Below are 22,917 nucleotides of genomic sequence, written 5' to 3' on the forward strand. Positions count from 1 at the left end.
GCTCCTTTTTAAACGCCTCGTTGGTTGTCATATAATAAGGTGTGTAATTGGGGCAAGACGCATACGCTTTGCCAATCTGGGTCTTTGGCCACACTATCCCATAGTTGCTTTAAACGAACCAATTGGTGCTCCACAATATTGCCACTAGCGTTTGGCTCGGGATTGCCTGCTGATAAATACAAAACATCAGGCTGGTAACGTTTTTGAATGGCTTTGGCAAAAGCCAAATCGGCTTCATCAAAGACAGGAATTTTAAAGGTAACTTGGTCTTTGTCTAGTTGTGACACAATAAAATCTAAGGTGTCCAATTGGACAGTCATCTGACTTGAAGGTGGTTTTGGGCTCAGAGTTACTTGGTTAATATCTTTTAACCAATCTTGCCAGCGAGAACCTTGCGTTTCAACAGCTAAGGTCACTCCTCTGGCTTTTAATTTAGCCACCAATTCTGCCATATTGGCTGCCAGCAAGCAAGGATTACCACCTGACAAGGTCACATAATCATATTGCCCCAGTTGGTCCAATGCAGCAATGACTTCATCAGCCGTCATGCGTCTAGGTTTTTCGGAACCATCCCAAGTAAAGGCAGAATCACACCAAGCACAGTGGTAATCACATCCTCCTGTTCGCACAAACATGGTCTTTTGCCCAATTGCTCGCCCCTCTCCTTGAAAGGTGGGACCAAAAATCTCAAGAATGGGTAGTGTCAGCGGTCGTTTCGACATCCTTATCCCACTCCCTTCTAAATTCTGCAAAAGAGGTTGGCGTTTCATACAGACGCACAGATTCTAGTCTTATATCGCGTTCTGTCGGCAAATGGGTCTGAACTTGTTTGAAAATCCAGTACACCATGTTTTCTGCTGTTGTGTTCATGTAAGGCAAACTTTCGTTGAGGTAACGGTGGTCGAGATAGGGTTCCAAGTGCGTTTTGTAAATGGCTTTCAAATCCCCAAAATCCACCGCCATGCCACGATGGTCTAAAAAACCTGATACCGCTATTTGCAAGTGATAGGTATGTCCGTGTAGGGCTTTGCATTTCCCCTCATAGTCAAATAAATGATGGGCAGCATCAAAGGTAAATTCTTTAGATACGCAGACACGGCGAGGGCAATAAACCAAAGATTCACCCGTTGGGGTTTTTACTTCTGTTGGTATTTGAAACATTAAGCCTCACCTCTTCTAGCCAGATATTGCTCTAGGCCTGCTTGGCGAAGGTGGCAGGCTGGGCATTCCCCACAACCACTACCTTTGATACCGTTGTAGCAAGTCAAGGTATGGTCACGCACGTACTCAAATTTTCCTAGTTGGTCAGCCAATTCCCAGGTTTCTGATTTATCCAGCCACATCAAGGGTGTCTGAATAACAAAATCATAAGCCATAGCCAAATTCAAGGTCACGTTGAGGGATTTGACAAAGGAATCGCGACAATCAGGATAACCTGAAAAATCCGTTTCGCAAACACCTGTCACAATGTCAGTAATCCCAAGCCCTTTCGCAAGAACTGCAGCAAAAGATAAGAACAAATGATTTCTGCCATCCACAAATGTATTTGGCAGGTCATCCTCAGGATTTTCAATTGCAATGTCGCGTGTCAGCGCATTTTCTGTTAATTGTCCCAACAAAGACATATCCAACAAGTGGTGCTTGACCCCTTGTTCTTTGGCAATCTGCTTTGCGACTTCAATTTCTAAACTGTGTCGTTGACCATAATTAAAGGTTACTGCTTCAACGTGTTCGTAGTGTTTTAGTGCCCAAAATAAACAAGTGGTGGAGTCTTGTCCCCCCACTAAAAACAACAAGGGCTGATTGGCGTTTCATGTCCATTCTCCTCTATCTTTTCTAAGATATTTGGGTCAAAAAAAGCCCCTATGAAAAAGTCCATAGGAGCGCTAATATCAGTCATAGAGCTGGTTTTTTTTAGCGATGGCTTTTCCCAAACATCGTTATAATAACAGTATCTATGATAACATCTTTCAAGCAGATATTCAATGGGGATTGTCAATTAACTGCTCTTGCTAAATTGACTGTTGTACAAGTCATAGTAGAAACCTTTGGCGGCAAGTAGGCTTTCATGGTTTCCTTGTTCGATAATTTGACCGTTATTTAACACCAAAATCTTATCAGCCTCTTGAATCGTTGACAAACGGTGGGCAATGACAAAGCTAGTGCGTCCTTCCATCAAATTCGTCATGGCTTTTTGTATAAGCAATTCCAAGCGTGTATCAACTGATGAAGTCGCTTCGTCCAAGATAAGAATTTTAGGGTTAGCGAGCAAGGCACGCGCAATGGTCAACAATTGTTTTTGCCCCAAGGAAACGTTGGTTGATTCTTGGTTCATCTCCATGTTGTAGCCACCTGGCAAGGTCCGAATGAAATGGTCAACGTTGGCAGCCTTGGCAGCCGCAACAATTTCCTCATCCGTCGCCTCTAAATTACCAAAGCGAAGGTTTTCCTTAATGCTAGCCTCGTAGAGCCAAGCGTCTTGCAAAACCATTCCAAATTGTTTGCGGTATTCTTGACGAGAGAGATTACGAATATCATGCCCGTCGATTTTGATAGAACCACCAGTCACATCGTAAAAACGCATCAAAAGGTTAATCAAGGTCGTCTTACCAGCACCTGTCGGACCAACGATGGCAACCATTTCACCTGGTTTGACCTCCAGATTAAAGTTTTGAATCAAAGGCTTGTCTGCAACATATTGGAAAGACACATTTTCAAAGCTGACTTGTCCTGTCAAATCATGTGTCAAATGTTCTGTGACTTGTGACACTTCATCAGGTTCATCCAACACTTCAAAGATACGGTCTAAAGATGATTTGGCACTTTGAAGAACGTTGGCTAGCTGAGTGATGGTTTGGACGGGTTGGCTAACTTGCCAAACGTATTGCACAAAGGCCTGCATATTACCAATTGTCAAAGTTCCTGAAAGCACTTGAAGGGCACCAATTGCTGCGATAATCAAGTAAGCCATATCTGAAATGGCACTAAGCACAGGCATCATTATCCCTGAAATAAAGCTGGCTTTAAAGCCGACTTCTTGCAAGTTTTGCGTAATCTCACGGAATTCCTCACTTGAAATTTCTTCACGTCCGTACAACTTCAAGACATTAAAACCTGTTAGATTTTCTTGAACAAAACCATTCATATCACCAAGAGCATCGGCTTGTTTCTTGAAATAAGGTTGCGATTTTTTCAAGATGAACTGAGCACTGACATAAGTGATTGGAATCATGACAATCACAATCATCGCCAATTGCCAGTTGAGGTAGAGCACCATAGCAATAACCAAAATAATGGTTAAAAAGGCATTGATAATCTGCAAGAAACTTTGTTGAAGGGCATTTGAAACGGTTTCGATATCCGATGTGAAACGCCCCAAGACATTCCCAAATTGTTGATTATCAAAGTAAGAAACGGGGATTTTATTAATTTTTTCACTCAAATCATGACGCAAATCACGGATACTATTTTGCACCGCATTGGTCATAAAGTAGTTTGACCCATAACTGCCCAATTCGTAAAGCAAGCCGCGCAGGAAGTAGAGCACCAAAATCACGCCAATGTAGGTGGTATTGATGTGCGCACCTGGAATCCCTTTTGCCATATCGATGAGGTTAGCTGTCAATTCGGTGATAGCCAAACCGAGAACAAAAGGTTCTAGCACGCTCATCACACTACTGAGCACTTTTAGGAAGATGGCAAAAAAGAGCGCTCCTTTATAATGCCTAAGGTAATCCCACAAGCGTAGAAAAGCATTACGTTGTTTCATCCTTATTCTCCTCCCATTTCATCCATATTTTTCAGTTGGGAATTGGTAATTTCACGATAAATGTCATTGGTTTTCATCAATTCATCGTGTGTACCACGTCCAACAATTTCACCATTATCCAAGACAATGATGTGGTCTGCGTCCATGATGGTTCCGATACGTTGTGCCACAATCAAAACTGTCGCATCTTGCGTGACTTCTTTCAAGCGTGCACGTAATTGCGCATCGGTTTTATAGTCCAAAGCAGAGAAAGAGTCGTCAAAGATGTAAATATCTGGTTTTTTGACCACCGCACGCGCAATAGACAAACGTTGTTTTTGACCACCTGACAAGTTGCTTCCGCCTTCTGCAAGGTGGGTTTGGTAACGCTCGTCCTTGTTTTCGATGAAGTCTTTCGCCTGAGCCACTTCCGCCGCTTCTTGCAATTCAAAAGTGCTGGCATCCACTTTCCCATATTTAAGGTTTTCCTCGATCGTTCCTGTAAAGAGCAGCGCTTTTTGTGGAATGAAGCCGATTTTTTGACGCAAGGCCTTGAGCTGGTAATCGCGAACGTCCACGCCATCCACCAAAATACGGCCCAAAGACACGTCATAAAAACGTGGAATCAAATTAACCAAGGATGATTTTCCAGAACCTGTCGAACCAATAAAGGCAACCGTTTCACCTGGCTTGGCTTTAAAGGAAATGTCTTTTAGTACTGGGCTTTCGGTTTCTCCAGGATAAGCAAAAGTGACCTTGTCAAATTCTAAATAACCTCTCTTATCAGTTGTTGTCACGCCATTTTCATTTGGATTGATCGAAATAGGCATATCCATCACTTCTGTGATCCGTTCGCTAGAAACCACGACTTTGGGATACATGGTAAAAAGATTAGCAAACATCAAGAAAGAGAACAAGGCATGGAAACTGTACTCGATAAAGGCAACCAAATCACCAATTTGTAGATTTCCTTTACCAAGCGGATTAAGGGCAAACCACACAATAGCCACAATCATAGCAACAATAATTTGCACAAATAAAGGTTCTGTCAAACCTGTGAGCTTGAACAAGCGACTTGAAATATCCTTGTATTCTTCGTTTTTTTGGTCAAAACGTTCTTCTTGGAATTCTTCACGAGCAAAGGCGCGGATAACACGCAAGCCTGTGAGGTTTTCACGAACATACTGGTTGATTTTATCCAGCGTTGCTTGTTGTTTTTCAGATAATGGTCGTGTCTTAACAGCAACGTAATAGACAACCAAAATCAAAAGGGGAATAGCAACAGCGACAATCCAAGCCAAAGATGGGCTGGTGATTAAAATCATGGCCACACTGAAAATCATCATCAAAGGTGTCACCACCCCGATACGCAACGATTGTTCAGCAAACTGCATCAAAATAAAGGCGTCACTGGTAATCCGAGTCACCAGCGAAGACACCCCAATTTGCTCGTACTCATAATGCGAATATTCTTGCAATTTGTCATACATATCATTACGCATATCTTTAATCATGTTTGTCGTGATTTTCCCAGCCGCATAAGCTAAGGTAATTCTACCAATCACCCCAATAACAACAATCGCAAACATAATCATTGCCCAAAAGTAAACTTGCTGTCGGTCGTTTGCCGTTATCCCTTGGTCAATCATACGCGCCAAGGCTGTTGGCAAACCAAGGTTAACCAAGACAAATGCCAAGGCACCAAAGACGTCCAAAACAAGCCATTTGGGATATTTTTTCAAATAAGTCCAGATGAGTTTCATAGCTCTTATCCTTCCTCTTTTATTTTTCCTTCAACAGCACTCTAGCAAGCAAACGTATGAACGTTTACTCGGCTAAGTCACTTAAATACTCATAACGTTCGTATTTTTCCAGCAAGGTTTCATTGGCAGCATCTAGCGAGCGTTGCAGTTCTGCTAATTTGCCATAATCGCTGGCATTTTCTTGCATTTGAGTTTCGATGGTTTCGATGTCTTCTTCTAATTTGGCAATCTCATCTTCGATGGTTTCCCATTCTTGTTTTTCAAAGTAAGACATGCGTTTTTTCTTCGTTTTTTCTTTTTCTGCTTTGGGTGCAGCTGCCTTCTTAGCTTGCTCAGTCGCTGCATTTTCTTCAAAAGCCTCTTCGTCCAAATAATCGGTGTAATTACCGAAAAAGGCACGCACTTGACCATTTTCAAAAGCGAGAATTTTATTGGCTACTTTGTCAAGGAAGTAGCGATCGTGGCTCACTGTGATAACAGGTCCCGAAAATGTTTGTAAGAAATTTTCAAGAATAGTCAAAGTTGCAATATCAAGATCATTAGTCGGTTCGTCAAGTAACAAGACATTAGGCTTTTCAATCAAAATCTTAAGCAGATACAAGCGCTTCTTTTCACCACCTGATAATTTTGAAATCAAGGTTCCGTGTGTTGAGCGAGGGAATAAAAATTGCTCCAGCAATTCCGTGATGCTCGTTGTCCCAACGCTCGTTTTCACCTCATCTGCTACTTCTTGCAGGTAGTTAATCACGCGTTTATTCTCATCTATGTCTTTTATCAATTGCGAGAAATAACCAATTCGGACGGTTTCCCCAATGTCCAGTTGACCGCTAGTTGGCTGCAAATCACCATTGATAAGGTTGAGTAAGGTTGACTTTCCAACACCATTGTCACCCACAATCCCAATACGGTCCTTGTTTTGCACCAACAAATTAAAGTCCTGCAAAATTGGTTTATTGGGGTAAGCAAATGAAACATCCTTAAATTCGATAACCTTTTTACCAATACGGCTGGTTTCAAAATGAATTTCCATTTCGCTGGACTGCTTAGTACCTGATAAATCAGCTTTTAAGTCATTAAAACGATTGATACGGGCTTGTTGCTTGGTTGCACGTGCTTGCGGCTGAGTCCGCATCCAGGCTAATTCTTGCTTGTAAAGTTGTTTTTTCTTATGCAAGGTTGCTGCATCACGCTCATCTTGCTCCGCACGCAAGCGCACATAATCTTGGTAATTTCCCTGATATTCCGTCAATTGACTATCAGCCAACTCAAGAATACGCGTTGCCACATTATCCAAGAAATAGCGGTCGTGGGTGATAAAGAGCACGGTTTTCTTGCTGTTCTTCAGAAATTGCGTCAACCAAGCAATGGTATCAATATCCAAGTGGTTGGTTGGTTCGTCCAATAACAATAAGTCCGCATCATTCAAGAGGACCTGAGCCAATTGCACACGGCGACGGAGCCCACCAGACAAATCACCGACTTTTTGCGACAAATCATGCAAGCCTAACTTGGTCAAGACCGTTTTGACTTCGCTTTCAATGGTCCAAGCATCAAGAGAATCCATTTCTGCCATGACTTTTTCTAGCTGAGCTTGGTTGGATTCGTTATAGTCTGCCATCAATTGCTCATAGGTTTTAATCAAAGCCATTTCCCGCAAATCAGATGATAACACCGTGTCCAAAATCGTTTTGTTATCATCAAAATCAGGTTCTTGGGTCAAATAAGCGATTTTATAACCATTTTTAGCTGAAAATGGAGAAACATCTCCATCAAAACCAAGTCGACCTGAAATCACATCCAGCAGCGTCGTTTTACCTGTTCCATTGACCCCAATAATCCCAATACGGTCATAATCGTGCATGATAAAGGAAATATCACGAAAAACCGTCTTGTCACCGACTGATTTTGTTAAATGTTCTACAATAAAGTCACTCATTTACTCGCCTCTCTAATCCATTCCAGAATCGCTGCTTTATCGTTGGCCAACTCGCCTAGTACAATCGCGTCCTCAACCTGTTTCAAGGTACGTCCTAGGTCTGGTCCTGGTTTATAAGCCATTTCTTTGATTAAAATGCTACCATTAACCACAATTTCATGCTTGTCATGAATAGTCAATGCCTCGTCCAAACGCTCGATGCGCTCAATATCAACTGGCAAGCCAAACCCAATTCGTAAATCCTCAGCCTGCTCAATCAAATCTTTTCCATAACGATAAACCTGTTTTTTATCCAGAGAAGATTGCAAACGCGCACGGTAAATAGTCACAATGGTTTCAACATCTTTCTGAAACTGCGTTGACGTTTTCCAAGATCTCAAGAAAGCACGACTATCGGTAATGTCTAGGGACAATAGCAGAGCTGCCCAAGCTTGCTCAGAGCTTTTGAAATGATAGTCCTCAGCCAAATGATCCAACAAGCCTTGTAGATTTTCATGTGCTTCTTCCAAATGTGGCAAGTATTTTTGGGCCTGACTGGCCAACATAGCTGTAATCCCTTTTCGCCAAAACGGTGCCAACAAAAGCTTATCAAATTCAATAAAAGAGCGCTCTACTGAAATTTTTTCAAGCAAAGGTGCATGAGAGGCCATAGCAGCAAAGGTATTTGCTTCAATGTTAAAATCAAGGCTGGCTGCAAAACGAAAACCACGCATGATGCGCAAAGCATCTTCGTTAAAACGTTCAGCAGGGTTTCCTACTGCTCGCAAAAGCTTGGCTTTCAAGTCAGCCAGACCATCAAATTTATCAATCACATTTCCTTCGTCGTTCAAGGCAAAGGCATTTACTGTAAAATCACGGCGTTTCAAATCTTCTTCCAAGGAACGCACAAAGGAAACGCTGCTCGGTCTGCGGTAATCCACATAGACATCTTCTGTTCGGAAGGTGGTGATTTCATATTCACCACTATCTTCTAATACCAAGACCGTCCCATGCTCAATCCCGATATCAATCGTCCTAGCAAAGATGGTCTTGGTTTCCTCAGGATAAGCACTAGTAGCAATATCCACGTCATGAATAGGACGATTGAGGAGGGCATCACGCACACTTCCTCCAACAAAATAGGCCTCATAACCAGCTTCACGAATTTTCTTTAAGATAGGTAAAGCCTCCTGAAATTCAGAAGGCAAATTATTTAATTTCATAATAATTTTTCCAAACCATAAACGAGTTTATCTCGTTTTACAACTGCTCTTACTCCAATATTAACACCACTCATGAAGGATTTGCGGTCGTACGAATCATGACGCAAGGTCAATCCTTCGCCCTGAGCCCCAAAAATCACTTCTTGATGCGCCACCAAACCAGGTAGACGCACACTGTGAATGCGGAAGCCATCAAATTCAGCACCACGCGCACCCTTAAGGCTTTCCACCTCATCAGCTGCCCCTTGTTGCTTAGGCTGGCGAACTTCACGAATCAATTCTGCCGTTTTAATGGCTGTTCCAGACGGTGCATCCTTTTTATTGTCATGGTGCAACTCAATAATTTCAAGATCAGGGAAGTATTTGGCTGCTTTAGCCGCGAATTCCATCAGCAAAATAGCTCCAATGGCAAAATTAGGCGCAATCAAACCACCGATTTTTTTGTCTTCAGACAGGGCAATCAATTCTACGATTTCATCTTCTGTAAATCCAGTTGTCCCAACCACAGGAGCAAACCCATGTTCTAAAGCAAAGCGGGTATTGTCATAAGCCACGGCTGGTGTGGTAAAGTCAATCCAAACATCCGCATCAAAGCCAATAAGCTGTGATTTATCTGTAAAAACAGGCACCCCATCTACCTCAGTGTCCTTCGCAAATGGGTCTAACAAGGCTGACAAGATAAGGTCTTCATCTTCTTTGACCATATTCACAGCCGCAGAACCCATTCTCCCTCTGAAACCTGCAACAATAACTTTAATCTCCAAAATAGTCCTCCCCTAACATTAAAACGTTTTAAACAATTGGCGTGAAACCAAAGGCAACAGCACCTTCACCTAAGTGAGTCGCAATAACAGCATCAAAACCAACAATTTCAAGTTGGTGGCCGAAATGATTGTCACACAAGGTTTGGTAGAAATGTTGCGCTTTTTCTTCAGCACGCGTATGGATAATAAAGACTTCGTACTGACCATTTGCTGTCTTTTCTGTCAAGACTTCTACAAGACGCTTGATGGCTTTTTTCTCTGTTCTCACCTTTTCAAACACTTCGATAGTGCCGTCGTTAAAGTAGAGAATTGGCTTAATGCTCAACAAATTACCAATCAAAGCCGAACCATTTGACAAACGTCCGCCCTTTACCAAGTGATTCAAATCATCAACCATGATAAAAGCACCTGTTCCATCAATTTGTTGCTGCAATTTCTCTAAAATAGCCTCAAAAGCAAGTTCTTCCTCTCCCCATTTTAAAAGGTTCTTCACCATGCAGCCAAGCGGTGCTGACGTAATCTTACTGTCTGGAAAGGCAATCGTCAGTTCTGGGTGGTCTTCAATAAAAAATTGAATGTTTTGCCAAAAGCCTGAGATACCAGAAGATAAGAACAAGCCAATCACGTGTGTATAACCGTCTGAAACCAGCTGCGTTAAAATCTCATCCAATTTGGCTAAACTTGGCTGACTTGTGTGTGGCAGCGTTGGAGAATGGGCCATGCGATGGTAAAACTCATCTAAGCTCAAGTTTTTCCCTTCCACATAGGTTTCCCCTTCAAACGTAATAGGAATATCTAAGATAAAAAGATTTTCTTTTTGCTTGATATCATCCGACAAGACAGCGGTTGTATCAGTAATAACTGCTAATTTCATTAATTTCTAAACTCCAATTTCACTCCAGGACGGTCTAAAGCAATCTCAGTGACTTCGTAGGTTAAGCGTTGAACCATGTCTAATAATGGCGCTGCTAACGTTTCAACTTCTCCTCTTTCAAATTCACTTGGCTCGTTCACAATACGGTTTTTGATGTGAATCATTTGTGAAACTACGCCACTAATGACAAATTCTTCCTTCACAACCATAAATTGCAAGACAGCCACAATAGATGTCTGGTTATTTTCGGTATCTTTATTAACTAATTGAAAAGTAACCTCAAAGTTTGTCTTTGGGGTACCATTTTTTTCTTCCCATTTTAAATTTCTAGCATCATAATGATATTGGTTAACGAATTCTTTTTCCCGTACTAATTCCATGATAGTCTCCTCATTGCATATCATTTTCATTATAGCATATCTTGAGCAGTTTTAAAAGAGAGGAAAGCACGAACCTTCTTGTCCGTGCCTTGCTCTCTTTTAATTGCTACTGCTTGCCGAATGGTTCTTGTCAGCTGACATCCGTTGTTTCAAGATTTCTTGGAAACTTTGCCCTTCTTGGTAAGCTGTTTCCATGGCACGCCCATGCCTGAAATTACTGATAAATTCCAAAAGTGGCATGAGAATGTAAATGTAAACCCCGATTGTGTTGAAACAAAGGGAAATAGCCAGCAGAACAATATCTGCCACTAGGCTACCAATTGCTCTACGATTAAGCCAATCGTTGAACATTTGAATGGCCTCTTCATCCTTATCAGGTAAATTTTTCACGGCCTTCATGGCTAATTCGTAGGTCATGCAATTGACCAAAACGCTAGTCAGCAGATTAATGCCCCCAAAAAAGAGAATGCCAACCCATCGGACGTCAAATTCAACCAACATTTTAGTGGCTAATGGGAAAAGGGCCAAAATAGCGTGGGCAATAACGTCCATCAAAAATGTCCGAAAAGTCGTCTTGTCCGTTGCTCGCATGGCTTGAAAACGGCGGTACCAAAAATTAATGATGATAATAAAACTCAGCAAAAACAAGGCAACTTGCTCAAACAAATGCGGCAAGCCCTTCATGCTGGATGGAATGGAAATTTCCAATACTAAAATAGTCATCACAATCGCGATAATAGCATCGCTTAAGGTATCAAAACGGTCTTTTAATAATTTCATTGTCTTTTTCCTCTTTGTTACCTATTCTAACACAAAAAAGAAAAGGATGGTAGGTGAAACAAAAATTCCTCTACTCTCGTGAGTTTCCCAAATATTTTTCTAGCAACACTAACTGAACTTCCGAAATACCATTGAAATCCGTTGAAACAATCCCGATTTCTGTGTAGCCATGCTTTTTATACATGGCCTGAGCGACTTCATTTTTGGCATTCGTGTCGAGTCTAAGTTCAATGCAACCTTGCTCCAACGCATAGTTTTCATAAAACTCAAGAAAGGCTTTGCCATAGCCCTTCCCTGCACTTACAGGTGAAATAACTAGGGTGTGCAGGACACAGACTTGCTCATCAGAAACCCTATGCTTCCAGTTTCCTTGATTATAAATGTCCACTTGTAGCTTGTTTATGATGGCCGTTCCATATAGTGTGCCATTTTCTTCAAGCACAAATAAATCCTCTCGTTTTAATGCTGCTTCTGCCGTAGCACGAACAGGATAAATCCCTCTGACCCAGCCAATGTCTTGTTTATTTTCTTCTTCAGCCGTGTGAATGGCATCGTATAACTTTTCCACAGCATCGATATCATTTTCAGTCGCTTTTCTAATCTTCATCCTAACACCATCCCTTTCCATTACATGCTTCAAACGTAAGTCCATATCACTTATTATAACATGACTTTTCGCACATAAAAAATACCCTCGCAATCAAGGGAAAACTGTTAAAACTTTTTAGATTTTCTTGGATAAGTTCTTGCAATTCAAGCAAATCTTCTTTTGTGGCATTACTACGAATAAAACCACGAGCCGTTGACCGCTTAGTCATGTCATCTCTGCGTTCTAATCATAAGACATAACAAAGTAGGCCAATAAGATTGTGATGATTAAATCAATCGTGCTTAACACGTCAAAACCTTGCAAAACTGATAACATAGCATGCAAGACTAACAAAATAACGACTAGTGTTTTAAATCTTTTCATTGTTTTTTTATCCCTAACTTGATATACTAGAACCAAAGCCAAGTCGTGAAGCACTTTCCCCACGCTTAGCGTTAAATTATTTGTTTAAGAAGATTTTGACAAGACTGATGATCTCTTTTAGAATCTCGAGTTTTATCAGTAAAATTGCTAAATCTACTTTTTTGTTTCCTTTTTTCTAAGTGTTTATTAACTCATTTTTCTTAAAATAGTTGTGCCACTATAAGAATCACTGTCAAAACAACATCTACAATCAATAAACCTTTGATTAAGTTGTTCAATTTCATTTGCATTATTACCATTTTTAGCTTAAAATAACAAGACAAGTGAGTGAGGTTTCTCACCTCACCTGTCATGTTTCTAGAAGCATTTAAGCAACTCGATTATCTTGTATAGGATATCCAACACTAATAAGATTATTCCTAACTTAAGATTTAATCGTTCTAGCTTTTTCGTTTCTTTTTGTTGCCTGCGTTAGCACCAACAAACGACAGCTAATATTGAATTCCTTTCATTGCCATTTCATCACAGACTTGGCATTTTTATTTTTCAAAAAAATTGACAAGAGCGATGATTTCTTTGAGTATCTCAAGTTTTTAGCGTCTTGTCAATCTTTTTTTGGTTATAAGCTAATTGGTATCGTAGTCAGTGAGGTGGTATTCTTCGATGATTTGATTGAGCTTGTCCCCGTAGGAAGTGTCGGTAGCATAGACACCTGTTAAAGCTGCCGTGGCATCTTGGTAAGAATTGGTATTGGATTTTCGGACGCCTGCATAGATATTTTTTTGAAGAAATTGGGCATAATCTTCCAAAGATTCCATGGGATTATCATAAGAGCGAAAGGCGGCATCAATGGTGTAGGCATTGCCATTGCCGTCATCTTCCCAAGTTTGCATGGTAACGGACTTGCCATTGTAATCGCCCTTGATACCAAAAAAGTTGTAATTTGGGGCTTGACTGAGGGCGGATTGCCCACTATTAGACTCTAAAATGGCCTGCGCAATCATCACAGAAGCATACAAATCATTTTGAGCCGCAATGTAGCGAGCATCTTCACCAATGGTTTGAATGAAAGTCTGGGTGTCTTGGCTGGGTGTTTCTAAGTTCGCCGTATCCGCAATGGCTATGCGATGCAGTTCTTGATAATACCGCTGTCCAAAAAAGACCGCACTAAATAGAGCTGCCAAAGCAATGGCCGTTTTTAGCAAACCCTTTGGCATTTTTGATGAGCGACGTTTGCGACGTCGTTTTTTTCTGCGCTTTTGGCTTGGGTATTTTCTCGCTTTTTTTGCCATGACTCTCCCCCTTTCTCAAAACTAGATACCAGTATATCAAAACTCCTTTAAAAAAGACAAAAAAAGAAAGCCTTTTGACTTTCTTTTTACGATATGACTAACTGCTTTTGCTCCACTTTTTGATGAATGTAATCAACCAACTCTACCGTCAAATCATAACGCATAAATGGCGTAATCAAGTAAATGCCATTAAAGTGTTCTAAGGCTCGGTCAATCAAGCGTTTGCTCTCTTCCAAAGCAAGTTGTTGACACGTTTCCTTGTCGCCTTTCACCGCTTCTAATTTAGCTAAAAATGCTTCTGACAATTGAATACCTGGAACCTCATTGTGCAAGAAAATCGCATTATTGTAGCTGGTAATGGGCATGATACCGACAAAGAAAGGCGTTTCATAGTCTTTTGTCAAATCAGCCAATTCTTCAAAAATATCGGCATTGAAAATGGGTTGTGTGATGAAATAATCAGCACCAGACGCGATTTTTCGCTCAATCAAGCGTCCGCAACGCGACAAATTTTTGACATTGGGATTGAACGCCGCTGCTGCTGTGAAATTGGTTGCTTTCTTAACACTAGCACCACTGTAACCTTGCCCATGGTTCAATTGCTGAATTAGCTCTAGTAATTTAAAACTGGTGGCATCATAAACGCTAGTCGCTCCAGGAAAATCGCCAATTTTAGACGGGTCCCCTGTAATGGCTAACACATTATCAAATCCTAGCACATTCATTCCCAACAAACGCGACTGCAAGCCAATCATATTGTGGTCACGACAGGATAGGTGCAACAGAAAAGGTGTAGCAATTTCATTTTTCAACAATGAAGCTAAGCTGACATTGCAAATGCGGGTTTTGGCTAGGGAGTTATCCGCCAAGGTAATGGCCGAAATACATGCCGCATCCAAAGCCTTGACCCCTGCTGTGAACTTGCTGATGTCAAGCGTTTTGGGAGGGTCAAGTTCAGCAATAATAGTCACTTCTCGTTTGACCCTATCTACCAAGGTTTCTGATGATTTGACCCTTTTGATAAGCTCTGCCTCTTCCACCATCGGCGTGACAAATTTCTTCTCGACAGGTTTTAGACCTTTAATGGCACACTTGACAGCTCTGATATGGTCTGGTGTTGTCCCACAACACCCTCCAATCAGGCGTGCCCCTTCTGCCACAAGAAGCTCTGCACTTTTACCAAAATAATCCGCATTCTGACTAAAACCATAATGACCGCTGCCATTATCATCCTCAAAAGATAGCAGGCTGGCATTGGGATAAACCGACAAATAGGACTGGGCAAATAAGGGCACTTGCTTGAGGGATTTAATCATGTGGTAGGGACCAAGGTGGCAATTTAAGCCAACAATATCCGCTCCCAGCATGACCAAAGTCCCCAATAATTCCACCAAGGGGCGACCATTTTCCGTAATCCCCGCCTCATGAAGAGCGATATTGGTGATAATCGGGAGGTCTGTTAGCGGTCGAACGGCTTTTAGCACTTCGATGATTTCTTCTTCATCGTAATACGTTTCAAACAATAAACCATCAATTTGCTTGGTTTCTAACAAGTAACCCACTTGTTCGAGGGTTTCTTCAATGATTTCATCAAGCGTTAAATCACATTGTTTCAGACCACGGAGAGCACCAACGGTTCCGAGGACAAAAGCGTCCTCGCCCGCTGCTTTTCGTGCCAATTCAACACCAGCTTGGTTGATGGCTTTAACCTGTTCATCATAGCCATAACCTTTTAGACGGTGGCGTTTCGCCGCATAAGTATTGGTTTGAATCACATCTGCTCCCGCCTCCAAATAAGCTTGGTGAATCGCAGAAATATTGTCTGGGTGTGTCAGATTATAGGCTTCGTAGCAATTGTCAAGACCATTGGCATAAAGCAGTGTCCCCATAGCGCCATCCGCTACTAGAATATCGGTTTTTAAACATTCTAATAATCGTGACATAGCCTCCCCCTTCTTATTTGCCGTATTTTGCTCGAACCTCTTTAGTTGCTGCTACCAAAATCTCAAGAGCGGAAATGGTTTCAGGTTCACGGCGCGTTTTCAAACCACAATCAGGGTTAACCCAGAATTGTTCAAGTGACAATTGACGCAATGGGCGTTCAATATTGGCAATCACTTCTTCTTTGGTTGGAACGCGTGGCGAATGAATATCGTACACCCCAAGACCAATACCAAGCGGATAGACCGCTGTTTCAAATGATTCAATCACATCACCGTGGCTACGACTCGTTTCAATAGAAATCACATCAGCGTCCAAAGCGCGAATAGAATCAATGATTTCACTAAATTTTGAATAGCACATATGCGTGTGAATCTGCGTTTCATCTTTCACTGATGACGTAGCGATGTGGAAGGCGTGAACAGCATCGTCCAAATAAGCTTGTTGCTTGCTCTTACGAAGTGGCAAACCTTCACGAAGCGCAGCCTCATCCACCTGAATAATAGCAATGCCAACATCCTCAAGCAGCTTAATTTCATCTTTAATAGCCAAACCAATTTGATTAAACAAATCCGCACGCGAAATATCTGAACGTTCAAATGACCAGTTGGTAATAGTGATTGGGCCAGTTAGCATCCCTTTCACTGGACGATCTGTCAGGCTTTGCGCATAAACCGTTTCCTTGACCGTCAATGGCTGAATGTGTTTAACATCACCATAGATAATTGGTGGCTTAACCGCACGTGAACCATAAGATTGCACCCAACCATACGCAGTTGTTGTGAAACCAGCTAATTTTTGGCCGAAGAATTCCACCATGTCCACGCGCTCAAATTCACCGTGCACCAAGACATCAATATCCAAATCCTCTTGAATCTTAATCCAACGCGCAATTTCAGATTGAATGAAGTTTTCGTATTCCGCATCTGAAATATCCCCACGTTTCCAAGTCAAACGCGTACGGCGAACTTCAGGCGATTGTGGGAAAGAACCAATGGTTGTGGTTGGCAAAATCGGCAAATCTAGTTTATCTTGCTGCACCTGACGACGAACCTTGTAATCCACGCGCTCAGTCACCACATCATCCAAGTTTTCCAAGGTCACATTACGGAAATCTGCAGCTTGCAAGGCATTAAAATCCGCAACGTGCTTGGCATAAGCCTCAGATGGTTTACCCTCCACATGTTGGCTCAATAACTGAATTTCCTGTAATTTTTCATCCGCAAACGCCAAACCATTTTTAAGAACAGGTTCTAACTCTGTTTCGTTTTTAGTGGTTACAGGTACATGAAGCAATGAACAAGATGGCTGAATCACAAAGTTTCCAACCTTAGCTTGAAGGTTTGCTAGCAATTCTGACGTTTTGACAAAATCACTCGCCCAGACGTTACGACCGTCAACCACACCAGCAAAAACTTCCTTATCAGCAAAATAACCAGCGTCAACAGCTTCTAGATTTTCCTCCAAACCATGCACAAAATCAAGGCCAAATGCAGCCACTGGCAAGTGTGATAACTCCTTAGCATCAATCAAGGCTTCAAAATAAGTTTGGAAAATGAGTTTAGCCTCAGGTACTTCCTTGGCAAAATAAGCATAAACCGATTTAGCTGCTTCTAGGAGGTCATCGCCTTCATCAGTCACAAAAATGGGCTCATCCACTTGGATGTAAGTCGCTCCTGCTTCCACCAATTCTGTAAAGACTCGTTTGTATAAAGGCAACAATTTTTTCACAGCAGCGGTAAAATCGCTGACTTCTGATGACAAGGCCACATAGGTAATTGGCCCTGTGATGACTGGTTTCGCCTTGTCGCCGATAACTTCTCTGGCCTCCAAGTACAAGTCCAACAAACGGGTATTTGTCAAATGCGGCTGAACACCAGACCACTCTGGCACAATGTAATGGTAATTGGTGTTAAACCATTTTTTCATTGAAGAAGCCACATTGTCTTGATTGCCACGCGCAATCGCAAAATACAAATCTAAATCGATGTACTCATCAGAGAAACGCTTTGGAATCACGCCAAATTGCACTGACAAATCCAAGATATGGTCATACAGTGAGAAATCTCCCACTGGAATCAAATCAAGACCAGCATCAGCCTGTTTTTTCAAAAACGCCAAACGCAATTCCTTGGCTTGTGCCTGCAACTCTTCTTGCGAAACCTTACCTGCCCAATAAGACTCAATCAATTTTTTCCACTCACGATTTTCCCCTAGACGTGGATACCCCAAATTTGAAATCTTTACCATAAGAACCTCCTGGTTTCGTATTAGTTTTAAACTATACATTCTATTTTTTTGATAGTTAAGATTCTAACGGATAATACAGTTTTTTCAATACTTTAAGCCATTCTATCTTTTTATGCTTTAGTATAGTTTTAAACTATATCTCGAGATGCTAAAAGAACTCCCGTAGGAGTTCTGTGTTAGATTCATAAAAGACTTATTTTGCTTTTCTAAGGGCACCGAAGAGAAGTCCTGAAATAATAGCACCGATAATGATTGCGACAAGGTATAGAACCCAGTTGCTTGTCAAGGGAAAGACGAAGATTCCGCCGTGTGGTGCCATCAATTTGATGTCAAATGCTCCGACAAGGGCACCCGTTACTGCTGAACCAACCATAAAACTTGGGATGGCACGAGCTGGGTCAGCTGCACCAAATGGAATAGCTCCTTCTGTGATGAATGACAAGCCCATAACAATGTTTGTTAGACCTGCGTCACGTTCTTCTTCTGTGAATTTGTTTTGGAACAAACGTGTAGCGACAAAGACTGCAAGAGGAGGTACCATACCACCTGCCATAACGGCTGCCATAACGACTGAACCACCATTAGCAAGGGCTGCGGCTGTTAAACTACTTGTCCCAAAGACATAAGCAGCTTTGTTGAAAGGTCCACCCATATCAATGGCCATCATACCACCAAGGATAAGTCCAAGGATAATAGCAGAGCTACCAGATAGGCTATCAAGGAAACCATAAAGAGCAGTGTTGATTGCGGCCATTGGGATGTTGACAAAGAGCATCAAGCATCCTGTGATAAGCACACCAAGAAGTGGATAAAGAAGGATAGATTTGATTCCTTCAAGTGATTTCGGTAAGAATGCTAGCGCCTTCTTAAGGGCTAAAATAACACCACCTGCTAAGAAACCACCAACAAGGGCACCAAGGAAACCTGAAGCGACTTGGTTGCTAGACAATTCTGCTGCACTAGCGACACTGTAATAAGAGATACGACCAAAAGCAATCCCTGATGTTGCCATCGCACCAGCTGTGAAACCAGCTACCAAACCAGGTTTTTCAGCGATAGAGTAGGCAATGTAAGCTGCAAAGACAGAAATCATGAAGCCAAAGGCTGCATTTCCGAGTTGGTTAAAGACAGCAGCGATTTCATGGTAGTTACCAAGGTGACTTAATTGGTCTTTAGGCACCCCCATAAATTGGTCAATCAAGAATGAAATGGCAATGAGAATCCCGCCCCCAATAACGAATGGTAGCATTTGAGATACACCACTCATCAAGTGTTTGTAGAAGGCTGCTCCCAAGCTGAGGTTTTCTTCTTCGGCTTCTGCAGCAGTACCACCAGCACCGTTGTAAATGCTTGCTTTGCCGTCAAGGATTTCATTAATAAGTTCTTCTGATTTTTTAATACCGTCAGCTACTGGACGTGAAATCAATGGCTTGCCATTGAAACGACCCATTTCAACTGCTTTATCCGCTGCAATGATAACCCCTTTTGCTCGTGCAATTTCATCACCAGTCAAACGGTTACCAACACCTGAGGCACCGTTGGTTTCAACACGAACGGTTACACCCATTTCATCACCTTTTTTAATCAAGGCTTCTTCTGCCATATAAGTGTGGGCAATTCCTGTTGTACAAGCTGTAACAGCAACAATCAGTGGGCGTTCGCTGCTAACTGGCGTGCTTTTATCTGCTGCTTTAGCTTCGTTTTCTTTTTCAACCGCATCAAAGGCAGCAATCACATCATCAGGCGTTGTCGCTTTTCGTAAGGTATCAGTAAATCCATCTTTCAAAAGGTATTTTGACAATTCCGCAAGCGCTGCTAAGTGGGTGTCATTAGCCCCTTCTGGAGCAGCAATCATGAAGAACAAGTCTGTTGGTTGACCGTCCAATGATTCATAGTCCACACCTTTGCTTGATTTGGCAAAAAGCACTGTTGCTTCTTTAACCGCTTCATTTTTACTGTGAGGCATGGCAATCCCATCTCCTAAACCAGTTGATGTTTGCGCCTCACGGTTCATAATACCTTGTTTAAACACATCAAAGTCTGTTACAACACCGTGTTTGACAAGGTTGGTAATCATTTCATCAATCGCAGCCTCTTTCGTGGTTGCTTTTAAATCCATGATCATGACATCTTTTCTGAGCAAGTCCTGAATTTTCATAGTTTCTCCACCTCTACCTTTTGATAAGTTTCTTTTATGAATTCGGCTGTCGCCAAGTCATCTGAAAATGTAGTTGCTGTCCCGCAAGCGACACCCCATTTAAGGGCTTCAATTGGGTCACCTGATTTGACATATTCGCCTGTAAATCCTGCAACCATTGAGTCACCCGCACCAACAGAATTTTTAACTGTTCCTTTAATTGGTTTGGCAAAGTAGGCAGCTTCTGGTGTGACCAACAAAGCTCCATCTCCTGCCATTGAAATAATCACGTTTTTAGCCCCTTTTGCCAACAATTCACGAGCGTATTTTTCAATATCGGCAAGACCATTTAAGGTGACATCAAAAATCGCAGCTAATTCATGATTATTAGGTTTAACCAAGAGCGGTTGGTAATTTAAGGCATCTAGCAAGGTTTGCCCTTCAAAGTCACACACCACTTCAGCCCCTGCTTGTTTAGCAATTGGAATCAAGGTATTGTACACTTGGTTACCTAGGCTGCTTGGGGCAGAACCCGCAAAGACCACCGTATCATCACTTGTTAAACCTGCCAAAATGCTTTCCAATTCAGCTAATTTCTCATCTGAGATACGTGGGCCGGCACCGTTGATTTCCGTTTCTTCGCCAGCCTTGACTTTGACATTGATACGAGTATCGTCAGCAACCTCAACAAATTGTGTCGCAATGCCTTCAGCAGCTAAGCCATCTGTGATAAAACGTCCTGTGAAACCACCGATAAAACCTGTGGCAGTATTGTCAATTCCCAGATGTTTCAAGACACGGCTAACGTTAATCCCTTTACCGCCAACAAACTTGTCATCGCTTGTCATACGATTCACTTCTCCAATGGTTAAAGTATCCAAACGGACAATAAAATCAATGGATGGATTAAGTGTTACAGTATAAATCATACTTCAATTACCTTCGCCTTCTCTTTTATTTTTTTCATAAGTGTACTGTTGGATTGATTGGTGATAATTCCAAGATTGTCGATAGCAGCTACTTTTGCAAAAGACACATGACCGATTTTGGAAGAATCTGTCACAATAAAGGTCTTTCGAGCATTTTCAATCACTGTTTTTTTAATCACAGCCTCCTCCAAATCTGGAGTAGTCAAAAATTGCTCGTCAATCCCATTGATTCCCAAAAAGGCTTTGTCAAAGTTCAATTGCTTGATTTGCTGGTAAGCTATCGTGCCAATACTAGCGTCTGTCGTCTGTTTGACATGACCCCCAATAATGATCGTCTTGATATCCTTATCGACCAACTTCGCGGCATGATGAATGGAATTCGTGACAACGGTTACATTTGTTTGTGTAATATAATTAAGCAACAATTCATTTGTCGTCCCCGCATCCACAAAAATCACATCATTATCCGAAATAAAAGAAGCCGCTTTTTGAGCCACACACTCCTTGTATTGAACGTTTTTGATAGATTTTTGCTGAATGGTAAATTCTTCTTTGAGAGAACGAGGCAACTCTGCCCCACCATGAACACGGTGCAACTTATGCTCGCTTTCCAATTCATCTAAATCACGACGAACAGTGGATTCTGAGGTGTCTAAGAGGGTCACTAAGTCTTCGATATTAACAAACTTATCCTTGGAAAGTTTTGCCATAATCAACTGTTTTCGTTTAGACTTAAGAATCTTAATCACTCCCCTGAAATCGTTTACATTTTATATTATACTCTTTTATAAAAAGATGTCAAGCGCTTTCAATCAAATTCTATCATTTTTTATCAAAAAAAAGACCTAGGCAAGTTTACCTAGGTCTGATTGGTTTTAATCAATTAAAGATGTTGAGTGAACAACGCGGTTGTCACGGTCAGGGTAAATGTATTGAATAGCTTGGTTGATTGCTACTGGTGCTTCACCAAAACCTGTCGCGATGAGAGAAACTTTGCCCTCATAATTCGCCGCATCGCCAATAGCATAAACCCCTGGCTGGCTGGTTTCAAACAAAGGTGAAACGTTGATGCTAGAGCGTTTGTAGTCCACGTTCCAATTTTTGAGGTTTTTATTAGACGTTGAAAAACCAAAGCTGACAATCAAAGCATCTAATGGCAAATCAATGGTTTCATCTGATTTTACCTTTTGAACAGTCAAACGATTAGCAAAAGTACCATCACCTTCCAAATTCAGTGGCACATAAGGCGTCAAAATGGTGGCGTTTGATTGTTCCAGTAATTCAACACTATGCTGATGGGCACGGAAAGCCTCACGACGGTGAACGATAGTCACACTATTTGCCAAACCATCTAAATGATTAGCCCAGTCCACAGCAGAATCACCGCCACCACAAATCACCACATCTTTGCCAGCAAATTGGTCAAGTTTGTGCACGTTGTAGAATAAATTATTGTCCGCGTAGAAATCTTCACCTTCTAGCCCAAGCATGCGCGGTGCAAAAGCACCATTACCACAAGCGATAACGATAGCACGTGAAAAATGTTGCCCTTTGCTAGTTTCGATAGTGAAAATATCCCCTTCTTTTTCAAAAGCCTTCACTTCCTCTTTCAAACAAATGGCTGTTCTATCTTCAAAACGTTGCAATTGTTTGATGAGATTTTCCACCAAATCTGCAGCTGGAATTTCAGGAAAACCAGGCACATCGTAAATCATTTTTTCTGGATAAAGAATGGCAGGCTGTCCACCAAGCTCCGACAAACTTTCAATGATTTTTACAGAAACCCCACGTAAACCTGCGTAAAAGGCTGCAAAAAGTCCCACAGGACCCCCACCGACAATAGTGATATCATATATTTCACGATTTTCTGACATTAATCTCTCCAACTCCTTATAGATTTCTTCGATGACTGATGATTTGTGAGCCATATAACGGTCAATATTTTGAG

The 22,917-nt window shown here is 41.7% G+C and carries 19 protein-coding genes and 1 pseudogene; all 20 read right to left on the reverse strand.

The window, feature by feature from the left end; all coding sequences use genetic code 11:
* Positions 1-8: 8 nt before the first annotated feature.
* Positions 9-722: a 7-carboxy-7-deazaguanine synthase QueE gene (queE, locus tag B3473_RS05405; protein ID WP_293677828.1), complete on the reverse strand. Its 714-nt coding sequence runs from the start codon at positions 720-722 to the stop codon at positions 9-11.
* The gene (queD, locus tag B3473_RS05410) at positions 688-1,161 is read right to left on the reverse strand and encodes a 6-carboxytetrahydropterin synthase QueD (RefSeq protein ID WP_154454610.1); all 474 of its coding nucleotides are present in this window, start codon (positions 1,159-1,161) and stop codon (positions 688-690) included. Before queD ends, queE begins: the two co-directional genes overlap by 35 nt.
* A pseudogene (gene queC, locus B3473_RS05415) lies at positions 1,161-1,815 on the reverse strand (7-cyano-7-deazaguanine synthase QueC). Before queC ends, queD begins: the two are co-directional and overlap by 1 nt.
* 184 nt (positions 1,816-1,999) lie before the next feature.
* Positions 2,000-3,769: an ABC transporter ATP-binding protein gene (locus B3473_RS05420; RefSeq protein ID WP_293677830.1), complete on the reverse strand. Its 1,770-nt coding sequence runs from the start codon at positions 3,767-3,769 to the stop codon at positions 2,000-2,002.
* 2 nt (positions 3,770-3,771) lie between these two features.
* Positions 3,772-5,511, reverse strand: a complete 1,740-nt coding sequence (locus tag B3473_RS05425) for an ABC transporter ATP-binding protein (protein WP_293677831.1) — start codon at positions 5,509-5,511, stop codon at positions 3,772-3,774.
* Between the two features lie 64 nt (positions 5,512-5,575).
* A complete protein-coding gene (locus B3473_RS05430; protein ID WP_235280699.1) occupies positions 5,576-7,447 on the reverse strand; it encodes an ABC-F family ATP-binding cassette domain-containing protein in 1,872 nt (623 codons plus the stop codon).
* Complete coding sequence (locus B3473_RS05435; protein ID WP_154454603.1) at positions 7,444-8,649, reverse strand: CCA tRNA nucleotidyltransferase; 1,206 nt, start codon at positions 8,647-8,649, stop codon at positions 7,444-7,446. The genes B3473_RS05430 and B3473_RS05435 overlap by 4 nt, the downstream gene beginning before the upstream one ends.
* Entirely contained in the window at positions 8,646-9,413 is a 768-nt protein-coding gene (gene dapB / locus B3473_RS05440; RefSeq protein ID WP_235280700.1) for a 4-hydroxy-tetrahydrodipicolinate reductase, read from the reverse strand. The genes B3473_RS05435 and dapB overlap by 4 nt, the downstream gene beginning before the upstream one ends.
* A gap of 28 nt (positions 9,414-9,441) precedes the next feature.
* Positions 9,442-10,287, reverse strand: coding sequence for a DegV family protein (locus B3473_RS05445; protein WP_154454601.1), 846 nt, complete (start codon positions 10,285-10,287; stop codon positions 9,442-9,444).
* Positions 10,287-10,667: a DUF1149 family protein gene (locus B3473_RS05450; RefSeq protein WP_154454600.1), complete on the reverse strand. Its 381-nt coding sequence runs from the start codon at positions 10,665-10,667 to the stop codon at positions 10,287-10,289. Before B3473_RS05450 ends, B3473_RS05445 begins: the two co-directional genes overlap by 1 nt.
* Before the next feature lie 99 nt (positions 10,668-10,766).
* Positions 10,767-11,447, reverse strand: coding sequence for a TMEM175 family protein (locus tag B3473_RS05455; protein WP_264879522.1), 681 nt, complete (start codon positions 11,445-11,447; stop codon positions 10,767-10,769).
* A 70-nt stretch (positions 11,448-11,517) separates the two neighbouring features.
* Entirely contained in the window at positions 11,518-12,054 is a 537-nt protein-coding gene (locus tag B3473_RS05460) for a GNAT family N-acetyltransferase (protein ID WP_154454598.1), read from the reverse strand.
* Between the two features lie 225 nt (positions 12,055-12,279).
* Positions 12,280-12,420, reverse strand: a complete 141-nt coding sequence (locus tag B3473_RS05465; protein WP_168260630.1) for a hypothetical protein — start codon at positions 12,418-12,420, stop codon at positions 12,280-12,282.
* 626 nt (positions 12,421-13,046) lie between these two features.
* Entirely contained in the window at positions 13,047-13,712 is a 666-nt protein-coding gene (locus B3473_RS05470) for a glucosaminidase domain-containing protein (RefSeq protein WP_235280703.1), read from the reverse strand.
* Positions 13,713-13,798: 86 nt separating this feature from the next.
* Positions 13,799-15,655: a bifunctional homocysteine S-methyltransferase/methylenetetrahydrofolate reductase gene (locus tag B3473_RS05475; RefSeq protein WP_154454596.1), complete on the reverse strand. Its 1,857-nt coding sequence runs from the start codon at positions 15,653-15,655 to the stop codon at positions 13,799-13,801.
* Between the two features lie 13 nt (positions 15,656-15,668).
* On the reverse strand, positions 15,669-17,903 hold the full coding sequence (gene metE / locus B3473_RS05480) for a 5-methyltetrahydropteroyltriglutamate--homocysteine S-methyltransferase (protein WP_235280704.1): 2,235 nt from the start codon (positions 17,901-17,903) through the stop codon (positions 15,669-15,671).
* A 193-nt stretch (positions 17,904-18,096) separates the two neighbouring features.
* Positions 18,097-20,061, reverse strand: coding sequence for a PTS fructose transporter subunit IIABC (locus tag B3473_RS05485; RefSeq protein WP_235280705.1), 1,965 nt, complete (start codon positions 20,059-20,061; stop codon positions 18,097-18,099).
* A complete protein-coding gene (gene pfkB / locus B3473_RS05490; RefSeq protein WP_154454593.1) occupies positions 20,058-20,969 on the reverse strand; it encodes a 1-phosphofructokinase in 912 nt (303 codons plus the stop codon). The genes B3473_RS05485 and pfkB overlap by 4 nt, the downstream gene beginning before the upstream one ends.
* A complete protein-coding gene (locus B3473_RS05495; RefSeq protein WP_264879526.1) occupies positions 20,966-21,715 on the reverse strand; it encodes a DeoR/GlpR family DNA-binding transcription regulator in 750 nt (249 codons plus the stop codon). The genes pfkB and B3473_RS05495 overlap by 4 nt, the downstream gene beginning before the upstream one ends.
* Before the next feature lie 129 nt (positions 21,716-21,844).
* The gene (locus B3473_RS05500; RefSeq protein ID WP_154454627.1) at positions 21,845-22,843 is read right to left on the reverse strand and encodes an NAD(P)/FAD-dependent oxidoreductase; all 999 of its coding nucleotides are present in this window, start codon (positions 22,841-22,843) and stop codon (positions 21,845-21,847) included.
* Between the last annotated feature and the right edge of the window lie 74 nt (positions 22,844-22,917).

It is taken from the genome of Streptococcus sp. UBA632, from assembly GCF_002300045.1.
Taxonomy (GTDB): Bacteria; Bacillota; Bacilli; order Lactobacillales; family Streptococcaceae; genus Streptococcus; species Streptococcus alactolyticus.